This window comes from Aquamicrobium lusatiense (genome assembly GCF_014201615.1).
Taxonomy (GTDB): domain Bacteria; phylum Pseudomonadota; class Alphaproteobacteria; order Rhizobiales; family Rhizobiaceae; genus Mesorhizobium; species Mesorhizobium lusatiense.
Map to the genome: position 1 here is coordinate 206,974 of NZ_JACHEU010000002.1, position 12,864 is coordinate 219,837.

Sequence of the window (12,864 nt, forward strand, 5' to 3'; positions counted from 1 at the left end):
TCGGTAAGCATGGCGCGCCCGCGCCTATGAGGTGGTGATGCCGCGTTTGAACTCCAGATTCGGAACCGTTCAGCGTGCCGGGAAACTCGGCGCGCTGCTTCTGATGACGAGTTTTCTGATACCTGTCGCGCCATCGTCAGCTCAGGATATGGAGTTGCGCGGAACCTCCGCTTCACCCCGGCAGCAGGAGCGTCAGCGGGGCATTCCGGCACCCGCCTACCGGCCTGCCACCTCCGGCGCAGACTCCGAACCGCCACCAGACGCAAACATCGCGCAGGGCGTCGACCCGCTGGTCGATGCAGCACTCGATGCGCCTCCCGAACCCGCGCCCACCCGTCGCCGGCCGGCAACGGTGACAGAAGAACGCGAGGAAGGACAGGCGCCGAACCCGCGCACAGGTGCCGTCAATCCGGAAGAGATTTCGCGAACCAACATGCGTGAGGAGCGCACCGGCGCCATAGAACGCGGAACCGGCAGCTTCGATGACGATCCGTTTGCGGCGCCCGGCATCAGAATGGGCAGCTTTATGTTGCGCCCCTCATTTGAACAGGGCCTGACTGCGACATCGAACGCCAGCGGCAGTGCTGGCGGCGGTTCCGCCGTGCTTTCCGACACGACGCTGCGCCTCGGTGCCGTATCGGACTGGAACAGGCATTCGGCCGACATCACCGGCTACACGACATGGCGCAAATCCGTTTCCGGCGAGCATCTGGACGAGGTGCGGGGCCGGATCGATGCCACGCTCAATCTCGACCTCGACCGGGAATGGCGCGCCATTGCACGGCTCGGCTATGAAAGCTCGCCCGAATCCGCCTCGTCGCCGGTCGCCATCACCGGCACGGCCTCGCAGCCGACGCGCCACAGGATCGACGGCAGCATCGGTGTGGAGAAGTCTCTCGGCAAATTGCGCCTCGGCCTTACCGGCGAAGTTCAGCGCGACCTCTATGAGGACGCGAAGCTCTCATCGGGTGGAACGCTTTCGCAAAAACATCGCGATTCGACGCTTTACACCGCTAGGCTGCGCACGGGTTACGAGATTTCGCCCGCATTGACTCCGTTCGTGCAGATCGAAGGCGGGCGGCGCATTTATGACGAGCGCGTCGATCCGGGCACCTATCGCCGCTCCGCCGACCGTGTCGGCGCCAGCATCGGCACGGAATTCGATCTCGGCGAGAAGCTGGGCGGCGAAGTAGCCGCCGGCTGGCTGCGCGAAAGCTTCGACGACGATCGCCTCCGCCCCCTTTCGGCGGCCACGCTGGATGCGACGCTCAGATGGTCACCGCAGCGCGGCACCAATATCGGCCTGCGTGGCACGACAACACTTGAGGGCAGCACGACGCCGGGCGAAAGCGGGTCGGTGCTCTACGCGCTCCGCCTGACCGGCGATCGCCAGATCCGCGCCAATCTGACGGCCAATGCCGCACTTGGCATCGACTGGCGCGACTACAGCGGCTCGGATGCGCGCGATCTCATCTACAGCGCCGAAGCCGGCCTGACATGGTGGATGAACCGCTATATGGGTCTTACCGTGCGTGCCCGCCACGAGACGCTGGACAGCAATATCACGGGCCGGGATTCCAAAACCAACAGTGTCTATCTGGGTATCACCGCAAGACGCTGAAAGCTGTCGTCAGACCGAAACCCCATCTGAACGGAAGCCTCAAAAACGAAACGGGCGGCTCACTGCCGCCCGCCGTTAAGTCACATGCGTTTGCCGATCACGCAGGTTTGATCTCGTCCAGCAGCGACCGGATCGAGCCGGCCATCGAAGCGCTCAGGTCGCTGCGCCACAGGGCGAAAGCCACATTGGCCTCGACAAATCCTTCAGGCGAGCCGCAATCATAGGTGCGCCCTTCGTAGCGATAGCCATAGAAGGGCTGTTCCTTGCCCAGACGCAGCATGGCGTCCGTGAGCTGGATTTCGTTGCCCGCACCCTTCTCCTGCCCTTCCAGAATGCTGAAGATTTCCGGCTGCAGAATATAGCGACCATTGATGTAGAGATTGGAAGGTGCGGTGCCCGGAGCCGGCTTTTCCACCATCTCGGTGATGCGGAACCCCGAATGTGCCGCTTCTCCCCGCCCGACGATGCCATATTTATGGGCCTCGGCCGGATCGCATTCCTGAACGGCCACGATGTTGGAGCCGGTGTTCTCGTAAAGCTCGACCATGGAGGCGAGGCAACTCTTGCGCGACTGCATGATCATGTCCGGCAAAAGCAGGGCAAACGGCTCGTTTCCGACCAACTCGCGCGCGCACCATACCGCATGGCCAAGCCCGAGCGGCACCTGCTGGCGGGTGAAGCTGGTCTGGCCCGGAGCCGGCTGCAACTGCTGCAGGCGCTCCAGCACCTCGGTTTTTCCGCGCTGTTCCAGCGTGTCGTAGAGCTCGAACTGAATATCGAAATGATCCTCGATCACCGCCTTGTTGCGTCCGGTGACAAAGATAAAATGCTCGATGCCCGCTTCGCGCGCTTCATCGACAACATATTGAATGACAGGCCGGTCCACCACCGTCAGCATTTCCTTCGGAATGGCCTTCGTAGCCGGAAGGAAGCGCGTACCCAGTCCCGCGACCGGGAAGACTGCCTTTCTTACTTTCTTCATAATCTCAGCGTCTCACTCTTTTCTTGCCACCACCGTACGGAACATTCGCATGGCGAAATTGAGGAATACTGAACAGCCGGAATCCGACCGCTCCCGGCGGTTACGTGGAGTAAACAGCCTGCCCTCGTTTTCGTTCCTCTGTCAGGCCTATGGTAAACTAAATCCTAACCCAATTCCTGCAATGGATTGGCTTTCCGGCATATCTCAGGAGAACCAGATGTCCGATCGAAAAGCACGCCCCTTCCTGCGCGCCCTGACCGTGGCAGGTCTGTCGCTCGCTCTAATGCTTCCGGCAGGCTCGGCCTTTGCCGATGCCGGCTTCCGCCAGTGGGTGGAAAGCTTCCGCACCACGGCGACGCAGAACGGCGTCTCCGGCGCCACCTTCGACCGCGCCTTCCGGGGCATTACCGAGATCGATCCCGTGGTTCTGGAGAAAGCCCGCTTCCAGCCGGAATTCGTGGCACCCACCTGGGACTATTTCGACAATCGCGTTCACGACGAATCCGTCGCCACCGGCCGCCAGATGGCACGCCAGTGGAAGCCATGGCTCGACCGCATCGAAAAGCGCTTCGGCGTCGACCGGCACATTCTGCTCGCCATCTGGTCGATGGAATCGAACTATGGCGAAATCCTCAAGCGCGACGACGTGATGCGCTCCGTCGTGCGTTCGCTGGCCACGCTCGGCTATGCCGACAAGCGGCGGGCGAAGTTCGCGCGCACCCAGCTGATCGCAGCGCTGAAGATCCTGCAAAGCGGCGACATCGACGAGAGCCACCTCACCGGCTCGTGGGCCGGGGCCATGGGCCACACCCAGTTCATCCCCACCAGCTATCAGGCCTATGCGGTTGACATGGACGGCAACGGCAAGCGCGATATCTGGAGCTCCGTTCCCGACGCGCTCGGCACCGCCGCCAACCTGCTCGCCAAGAACGGCTGGCAGAGCGGCCGCACATGGGGTTACGAGGTTGTGCTGCCGCCGGGCCGCAAGTTCCCCAGCGGTTCGATGTCGCTCGACAAATGGGCCTCGATCGGCGTCAAGCGCGCCAACGGCAAACCTTTCGTCAGCGGTTCGGATCAGGCGGAACTGAAGGTTCTCGACGGCCGTCAGGGTCCGGCTTTCCTCGTCATCAAGAACTTCTCAGTGATCAAGCGCTACAACAATGCCGACAAATACGCGCTGGCGGTCGGCCTGCTCGCCGACGAGATCGCCGGCTATGGCGGGATGGTGCAGGACTGGAACCGGCCTTTCACGAAGCTGAGCTTCGTCGAGCGGCAGGAACTGCAGCAGCGCCTGTCGCAGTATGGCTACTATAGCGGCAAGTTCGATGGTAAGATCGGCTCCGGCTCGCGGTCCGCGATCATGGCCTACCAGGCCAAGATCGGCATGCAGCAGGATGGCCATCCGAGCATGGAAGTGTTGTCGCGGCTGCGGCGCAACCAGTAAGGGTCGCGAGCAGCCATACGGGAACCGCCGGTTGCCAGAAAAGGCGGCATGAGCGCGGTTCCCGTGTAAGTCTTCAGGCTCGGAGAGGGGTCGCCTTGGCTTTGCCATTGTCTCAGCGGATCGGAAAAATGGCGAAGCCTGCCCTGCTGGCGGGCTTTGCCGTTCTGGTTCTGGGCGCCGGCGCCTCATTGCAATCTTCACCCGCTTACGGGCAGGATTTGCAGCTGCGGCCGTGGCTGCGCAACCTGTTCTCGCCGCGCCGCGCCGAGCGGGTCGAACCTCCCGCCGCCGTGCCACAGAAGCAGCAGCCGAGAACCCAGGCTCCTGCCGCCAGGAAGAATGTGGTGCGCGCCAGGCCGGCAGAACCCGCCCCACCGCCGGCTCCGGTTGTGGAAAAGGCAGCCGACGCGCGCGTCGTGCTCGTGGTGGGCGATTTTCTGGCCAGCGGGCTGGCCGACGGGCTCACCACCGTCTTCGCGGAGAACCCGGCCGTGCGCGTGGTGGACCGCTCCAACGGCTCGTCCGGTTTCGTGCGTGACGACTATTACAACTGGCCGGGCGAGATCGGCCCCATACTGGAAACCGAGAAGCCGGCCGTCGTTCTGGTAATGATGGGGTCCAACGACCGCCAGCAGATGAAGGTCGGCGAGGGCCGTGAAGCGCCGCGCACGGAAGGCTGGACGCAGGAATACAAGCAGCGGACCGTGAATTTCGGCAAGCACATCGCAGAGGCGAAGCTGCCCTTCCTGTGGGTGGGCATGCCTTCCTTCCGGCCGGGCACGATGACCTCCGATATGCTTGCCCTCAACGAGATTTACCGCGATGCGGCCGAGACCGCCGGCGGAGAATTCGTCGACATATGGGAAGGCTTCGTCGACGAAAACGGCGCCTTCATCACCAGAGGCCCCGACATCAACGGCCAGCCCGTGACCCTGCGCGCCGAGGACGGCATCAACATGACGCGCGCCGGCAAGCGCAAGGTCGCTTTCTACACCGAAAAGCCGTTGCTGAAGCTGCTCGGGCTGGCTTCTCCCAATGCCACGACGGCAGATCTGGTGCTTCCGGCCCCGATCCCCGGCTCGCCGGACAGCCCGCAGATGCCGGTCAATATCGACCGCACGCCGCCGATGCTGCTGAGCGACCCGGCACTGGACGGCGGCACGGAACTGCTCGGCGCGTCCCTGCCGACCAAAGACACCCCTGCAAAAAAAGAGCAGGATACGCGTGAGGCCGGCAAGGTCTCTCCCGGCCGGGCCGACGATTTCACATGGCCGCCGCAGCGCACGACCGCGACGGCTGCGCCGCAGGAGACGACCGGTTCCGTGACCCGCAGGAACTGACGCCTTTCCGGCAAAAGTGGCGGCAATCTTGCCCCCGGAATTGGCCTTAAAGCGTGTCGCGATCTTTCAGATTCGTTCCTTACGCTTTAAGTTTCTGCTTTTGCGCATGTCGTTGTCCCGAAACCGGTTCCCACTTTTGGGCGGCATGCTCTAAGGCTTGTGGGGATTCACAAGGAGCGTGAGATGTGATTCACGCTTTGGATGGATCGCTATGTTTTGACGGACGCCCAATGGGCGAGGATGGAACCGCACTGTCTGGGGAAGCGCAGCGACCCCGGCCGGAGCGGCAGCGACAATCGTCGGTTTGTGGAGGCGGTGCTCTGGATCGCCCGCACGGGTAGCCCTTGGCGTGACCTTCCGGCGCATTTCGGCAATTGGAGCACGGCCTTTAGGCGTTTTAGAGATTGGCGCGCAGCCGATGTCTTCATCCGGCTTTTCGAGGCGTGCTCGGACGAGCCGGACATGGAATATGCCATGGTCGATGCGACGATCGTAAAGGTCCACCGGCACGGTCAGGGCGCAAAAGGGGGACTCAGAGCCAGGCCATCGGCCGCTCCAAAGGCGGTATGACGACCAAAATCCTCGCGCTCACCGACGCGCTGGGCAATCTGGTCCGCTTCCGCCTCATGCCGGGCCATCGCTTCGACACAGTCGGAGTTCCGCCTTTGCTCGACGGCATCGCCTTTGGGGGCCTGATCGCCGACAAAGCCTTCGATAGCGACGCCATCGTCGCCGATCTCGACGCACGCGGCGCCAAGGTCGTCATCTCCCAGCATCCGAGCCGCGCAAAGCCGCTCCCGCTCGATCGCGACCTCTACAAATGGCGCCATCTCATCGAAAACTTCTTCTGCAAGCTCAAGGAGTTCAAGCGCATCGCCATGCGCGCCTGCAAGACGGACCGCAGCTTCTCAGCCATGATCTATCTCGCCGCAGCCGTCATCAATTCACAATGAACCCCCACAAGCCTTAGAGCGCCGTCACCGCGGCAGCAGCGAGGCCCCCATCAGCGCCTCGTCGATGGCGCGCGCGGCCTGCCGGCCTTCGCGGATCGCCCATACCACCAGCGACTGGCCCCGCCGTGCATCGCCGGCAGCGAACAGGCGGTCCATGCTGGTGCGATAGTCGCGGTCGCTGGCGGCGATGTTGGTGGAGCGGCGATTGTCGGTTATCGTCTTCATGCGCCCGTCCAGTTCCGTCAGCACGCCCTTCCGGAACGGCCCGGCAAAGCCGATGGCGATGAAGGCGAGATCGGCACGAATGACGAATTCCTTGCCCGCGATAGGCTTGCGCTTCTCGTCCACCTCGCAGCACTTGACGCCGACAAGCCTGCCGTCCTCGCCGATGAATTCCAGCGTCGCCACCTGAAATTCGCGATTTGCGCCCTCGGCCTGCGAAGAAGAGGTGCGCATCTTAGTCGCCCAGTAGGGCCAGACCGAAAGCTTGTCCTCCTTCTCGGGCGGCTGCGGCCGGATGTCGAGTTGGGTGACGCGCACGGCTCCCTGCCGGAAGGCGGTGCCGACACAGTCGGATGCGGTGTCGCCGCCGCCGACCACCACGACATGCTGGCCGTTGGCGAGGATTTCCGGCGACGCCCATGCCACCGACTGGATATCTTCTCCGCCGACGCGGCGGTTCTGCTGCACCAGATAGGGCATGGCGTCGTGCACGCCTTCCAGATCGGCACCGGGAATGCCGGCGGCGCGCGGCGTTTCGGAGCCGCCGCAGTAAAGCACCGCGTCATACTCCGCCAGCAGGCTGTCCACGCTCCTGTCAACGCCGATATTCACTCCGCAGAAGAAGGTGACGCCTTCGCCCTGCATCTGCTCGATGCGGCGGTCGATGAAATGCTTCTCGATCTTGAAGTCGGGGATGCCGTAGCGCATCAGCCCGCCGGGGCGGCTCTCGCGCTCATAGACATGCACCTCGTGGCCGGCCCGGCCGAGCTGCTGCGCCGCGGCCATTCCGGCCGGGCCGGAACCGATGATGGCAACCCGCCTGCCGGTCTTCATCAGCGGCGGATAGGGCCGGATATAGCCGATCTCATAGGCCTTGTCGGCCAGCGCCTGCTCCACCGTCTTGATGGCAACCGGAATGTCCTCGAGGTTCAGCGTGCAGGCTTCCTCGCAGGGCGCGGGGCAGATACGGCCGGTGAACTCGGGAAAATTGTTGGTGGAGTGCAGGTTGCGGATCGCCGTCTCCCACTCGCCATTGTAGACGAGATCGTTCCAGTCGGGGATCTGGTTGTGCACCGGGCAGCCGGTCGGCCCATGGCAGAACGGAATGCCGCAATCCATGCAGCGCGCCGCCTGCTTTTCCACCTCGCTGTCCGACAGGGGCAGCGTGAACTCGCGAAAATGACGTATGCGATCGGATGCCGGCTGATACTTGTGAACCTGCCGGTCGATCTCCAGAAAACCAGTTACCTTGCCCATTATGCTTCCTTGACCTTTGCGTGCGGCACGCAGGCGCATGGCGCGCGGGCCGTTCGTACGGGTGCTGACGGTTCCGGGCGCGACGCCGCGCCCGACGGGTACGGGAACCCTGCGCGGCAAGGCTCCTCAGGCTAGCGCGGACGCGCCCCCGGTTTGAGGTCTGGCGGAACACCGTAGAGGAAGAGCGGCGTGCTCATTCCTATTCCGCCGCCACGTTCATGCGGGCGCGCTCCATCTCCAGAAGGGCACGGCGATACTCGACCGGCATGACCTTACGGAATTTCGGCCGGTAGCTTGCCCATTCGTCGAGAATGGCGCGGCCGCGCCTGGAGCCCGTATAGTGCACATGGTTGAGGATGAGCTGGTAAAGGCGCTCCTCGTCATGGCTGGTCATGTCGCCGGACACGTCTACCCTGCCCTTGTGGGCGATGTCGCCGCCATGATGGTGCAGCTTTTCGAGGATGTCATCCTCTTCCGGCACCGGCTCCAGCTCGACCATGGCCATGTTGCAGCGCTGCGCGAAATCGCCGTCCTCGTCGAGCACATAGGCGACACCGCCGGACATCCCGGCCGCGAAGTTGCGACCCGTGCGTCCAAGCACCACCACCACGCCGCCGGTCATGTATTCGCAACCATGATCACCGACGCCCTCGACAACCGCGATGGCCCCCGAATTGCGCACGGCAAACCGCTCGCCGGCGACGCCCGCGAAATAGGCCTCGCCCTCGATGGCCCCGTAGAGCACGGTGTTGCCGGCGATGATGGAGTCCGCGGCCACGATCTTGGTGTCATGCGGCGGACGGATGACGATGCGGCCGCCCGAAAGGCCCTTGCCGACATAATCGTTGCCGTCGCCGACCAGCTCGAACGACACCCCGCGCGACAGGAAGGCCGCGAAGGACTGGCCGGCGGTTCCCGTCAGCGTGACGGAAATCGTATCGGGCCGCAGTCCCTTGTGGCCGAAGCGGCGCACCACCTCGCCCGACAGCATCGCGCCCGCCGAACGGTCCACGTTGCGGATCGGAACCTCGATGCTCACCGCCTGTCGGGCATCGAGCGCCGGGGCGGCAAGCTCGATCAGCCTGCGGTCCAGCACATCGTCGATCGGATGGTTCTGACGCTCGGTCCAGTGCGTCTGCTCGGCCGGCGCGTCCGGCTTGTGGAACAGGCGCGAGAAATCGAGCCCCCGAGCCTTCCAGTGGTCGATGAGCGCGCGCTTTTCCAGAAGATCGGTGTTGCCGATGATCTGGTCGAGATGGGTGAAGCCCATTTCGGCCAGAAGCTCGCGCACCTCTTCCGCCACATAGAAGAAGTAGTTGATGACGTGCTCCGGCGTGCCCTTGAAGCGCTTGCGCAGAACCGGGTCCTGCGTCGCCACGCCCACCGGGCAGGTGTTGAGGTGACATTTGCGCATCATGATGCAGCCGGCCGCGATCAGCGGTGCTGTGGCGAAGCCGAACTCGTCGGCGCCCAACAGCGCGCCGATGATGACGTCGCGCCCAGTGCGCAGACCGCCGTCGACCTGCAGGGCTACACGGCTGCGCAACCCATTCAGCACCAGCGTTTGGTGCGTCTCGGCAAGGCCGATCTCCCACGGGCTGCCGGCATGCTTGAGCGAAGTGAGCGGCGAGGCACCCGTGCCCCCGTCATAGCCGGAGACGGTGATGTGATCGGCGCGCGCCTTGGCGACACCGGCCGCAACCGTGCCGACGCCCACTTCCGACACCAGCTTGACCGACACGTCGGCGCGCGGATTGACATTCTTCAGGTCATAAATGAGCTGCGCCAGATCCTCGATCGAATAGATGTCGTGATGCGGCGGCGGCGAGATCAGGCCGACGCCCGGCGTCGAATGCCGCGTCTTGGCGATTGTGGCATCGACCTTGTGGCCCGGAAGCTGGCCGCCCTCGCCGGGCTTCGCCCCTTGCGCCACCTTGATCTGCATCATGTCGGAATTGACGAGATATTCCGTCGTTACTCCGAATCGGCCGGAAGCGATCTGCTTGATCGCCGAGCGCTCGGGGTTGGCCCCGCCGCCCGGCAGCGGCAGGTAGCGGTCCGGCTCCTCGCCGCCCTCGCCCGTGTTCGACTTGCCGCCGATGCGGTTCATGGCCACGGCCAGCGTGGTGTGCGCCTCGCGGCTGATAGAGCCGAAGGACATGGCCCCGGTAGAGAAGCGCTTCACGATCTCGGCAGCCGGCATCACGTCGTCCAACCGCGCCTTCTTGCGGCCGACCTCTTCCGCCGTCCTGATCCTGAACAGGCCGCGAATGGCGTGGGCATTGGCCGTGGCGTCGTTCACCTGTTCTGAGAACTGCCTGAAGGTTTCGGCCGACCCCTGCCGCACCGCATGCTGAAGGGTCGCGACCGCATCCGGCGTCCAGGCGTGCGCCTCGCCGCGCATGCGGAACATGTACTCGCCGCCCACTTCCAGCGCCCGGCGCAGCACCGGATCGTCTCCGAAGGCGGACGCGTGGCGCGCGACCGTCTCGGCAGCGATGTGCTCCAGCCCCACGCCCTCGATGAGCGTGGCCGTGCCGGTGAAATAGCGGTCGACGAATTCGGACTTCAGCCCGACCGCGTCGAAAATCTGCGCGCCGCAATAGGACTGGTAGGTCGAGATGCCCATCTTGGACATGACCTTGAGGATGCCCTTGCCGATCGACTTGATGTAGCGGGTGACAAGCTCCTGCGGGTCCACTTCCGGCGGGAACTGCCCCTTTGCGTGCATGTCGACCAGCGTGTCGAAGGCGAGATAGGGATTGATCGCCTCGGCGCCATAGCCGGCAAGGCAGCAGAAATGATGCACCTCGCGCGGCTCGCCCGATTCCACGACCAGCCCGACCGACGTGCGCAGCCCCTTGCGGATCAGGTGATGATGCACCGCCGCCGTGGCCAAAAGGGTCGGAATGTCGATGCGGTCCGGCCCGATCTGGCGATCGGACAGGATGATGATGTTGTAGCCGCCGGCGACCGCCGCCTCGGCCCGCTCGCACAGCCGCTCGATGGCCGCCGGCATGCCTTCGGCCCCTTCCGTCACCGAATAGGTGATGTCGATGGTCTTGGTGTCGAAGCGCTCCTCGGTATGGCCGATGGAGCGGATCTTTTCGAGGTCCGCATTGGTGAGAATGGGCTGGCGCACTTCCAGCCGCTTGCGGCGCGAGGTGCCGACGAGGTCGAAGATGTTCGGCCGCGGCCCGATGAAGGACACGAGGCTCATCACCAGTTCCTCGCGGATCGGGTCGATCGGCGGATTGGTGACCTGTGCGAAGTTCTGCTTGAAATAGGTGTAAAGCAGCTTCGGCTTGTCCGACATGGCCGCGATCGGCGTGTCGGTGCCCATCGAGCCGACGGCCTCCTGCCCCGTCGTCGCCATGGGCGACATCAAAAGCTTGAGGTCCTCCTGGCTGTAGCCGAAGGCCTGCTGGCGATCGAGGAGCGACACGTCCTTGCGCAGCGCGCGTGGCTCGACCGGATTGAGGTCTTCGAGGATGAGCTGCGTGTTCGCCAGCCACTTGCCGTAGGGGTGCCGGGTGGCGATCTCGGTCTTGATCTCCTCGTCGGAGACGATACGGCCCTTTTCGAGGTCGATCAGCAGCATGCGGCCCGGCTGGAGGCGCCACTTGGTGACGATGTGCTCTTCCGCCACCGGCAGCACGCCGGCCTCGGAGGCGAGGATGACGCGGTCGTCGTCGGTGACGATGTAGCGCGCCGGGCGCAGCCCGTTGCGGTCGAGCGTCGCGCCGATCTGGCGCCCGTCGGTGAACACCACGGCGGCCGGCCCGTCCCACGGCTCCATGAGGGCGGCGTGATATTCGTAGAACGCCTTGCGTTCGTCGCCCATCAGCTTGTTGCCGGCCCAGGCTTCCGGGATCAGCATCATCATGGCATGGGCGAGGCTGTAGCCGCCCTGGAACAGGAATTCGAGCGCGTTGTCGAAGCAGGCCGTGTCGGACTGGCCTTCATAGGAAATCGGCCACAGCTTCGAGATGTCGTTGCCGAAAAGCTCGCTGTCCACCGACGCCTGACGCGCCGCCATCCAGTTGTTGTTGCCGCGCACCGTGTTGATCTCGCCATTGTGCGCGACCATGCGGTAAGGATGCGCCAGCTTCCACGACGGGAAGGTGTTGGTCGAAAAGCGCTGGTGCACGAGGATCAGCGCCGATTCGAAGCGCGGATCGAGAAGGTCCGTGTAATAGGCGCCCACCTGATTGGCGAGGAACATGCCCTTGTAGACGATGGTGCGGGCCGACAGCGACACGCAGTAGGAGCCGACATCGCGATTGTCGTTCTCGGCATAGATGCGGCCGGAGATCACCTTGCGCAGGATATAGAGGCGGCGCTCATACTCGTCATCGTCGCCGGCATCGGAGGGCCGGTCGAAGAAGACCTGCGTGTGGAACGGTTCGGCGGCGACGATCTCCGGTGCGCTGGAAAGCGACGAATTGTCGACGGGAACCTCGCGGAAGCCCAGAATGGTGAAACCTTCCGATTGCGCCGATTCCACGATCACATCGTTCACATGGGCGCGCGCGGCCTCGTCCTGCGGCATGAACCAGTGGCCGACGCCGTAGCGGCCGGACGGCGGCAACTCGACGCCCTGCGTCGCCATTTCCTCACGAAAGAAACGGTCGGGCATCTGCACGAGCACGCCCGCGCCGTCGCCGACCAGTGGGTCGGCGCCCACCGCGCCGCGATGAGTCAGGTTTTCCAGAACGAACAGGCCATCCCGGACGATCTGGTGCGACTTCACGCCCTTCATGTTGGCGATGAAGCCCACGCCGCAGGCATCATGTTCGTTGCGCGGATCGTAAAGGCCTTGCGCGGAGGGAGGGATGCCCCGGTTAGCGATGCGTTTCGTGGTGGCCGCCCCGGTCTGTGCGGCCGGCCTGAAATCCGTCGTCACAGATGGCGTCACATGCGTCATCGCTGTCGTCCTCCATTTTCGCGCCGGAGAGGCGTCTGGTTGCCTTGGGGAGCATCAGGCTCCCGGTTGGGTATGCGTAACCGCTGGCGAGAACTCTTCACGCCCCGCCGGTCAGCGG

General features: G+C 64.1%; 6 protein-coding genes and 1 pseudogene. 4 read left to right on the top strand and 3 right to left on the bottom strand.

Annotated features, from left to right (window positions below; genetic code table 11):
- The first annotated feature begins 37 nt into the window (after positions 1-37).
- Positions 38-1,621: an outer membrane beta-barrel protein gene (locus HNR59_RS15030; protein ID WP_183831835.1), complete on the top strand. Its 1,584-nt coding sequence runs from the start codon at positions 38-40 to the stop codon at positions 1,619-1,621.
- Positions 1,622-1,718: 97 nt separating this feature from the next.
- Here the strand turns inward: HNR59_RS15030 and galU are convergent, their stop codons facing one another.
- A complete protein-coding gene (galU, locus tag HNR59_RS15035) occupies positions 1,719-2,603 on the bottom strand; it encodes a UTP--glucose-1-phosphate uridylyltransferase GalU (RefSeq protein ID WP_183831836.1) in 885 nt (294 codons plus the stop codon).
- A 217-nt stretch (positions 2,604-2,820) separates the two neighbouring features.
- Between galU and HNR59_RS15040 the strand changes: the two genes are divergently transcribed.
- From HNR59_RS15040 to HNR59_RS15050, 3 genes and pseudogenes are all read left to right on the top strand, one after another.
- Complete coding sequence (locus HNR59_RS15040; RefSeq protein ID WP_183831837.1) at positions 2,821-4,047, top strand: lytic murein transglycosylase; 1,227 nt, start codon at positions 2,821-2,823, stop codon at positions 4,045-4,047.
- Between the two features lie 128 nt (positions 4,048-4,175).
- The gene (locus tag HNR59_RS15045; RefSeq protein ID WP_183831838.1) at positions 4,176-5,387 is read left to right on the top strand and encodes an SGNH/GDSL hydrolase family protein; all 1,212 of its coding nucleotides are present in this window, start codon (positions 4,176-4,178) and stop codon (positions 5,385-5,387) included.
- 240 nt (positions 5,388-5,627) lie between these two features.
- A pseudogene (locus HNR59_RS15050) lies at positions 5,628-6,340 on the top strand (IS5 family transposase).
- Between the two features lie 24 nt (positions 6,341-6,364).
- Here the strand turns inward: HNR59_RS15050 and HNR59_RS15055 are convergent.
- Positions 6,365-7,819 carry a glutamate synthase subunit beta gene (locus tag HNR59_RS15055; RefSeq protein WP_183831840.1) on the bottom strand — a complete coding sequence of 485 codons (1,455 nt, stop codon included), beginning with the start codon at positions 7,817-7,819 and terminating at the stop codon, positions 6,365-6,367.
- Between the two features lie 199 nt (positions 7,820-8,018).
- Positions 8,019-12,746: a glutamate synthase large subunit gene (gene gltB / locus HNR59_RS15060; protein WP_183831841.1), complete on the bottom strand. Its 4,728-nt coding sequence runs from the start codon at positions 12,744-12,746 to the stop codon at positions 8,019-8,021.
- Positions 12,747-12,864: the final 118 nt, after the last annotated feature.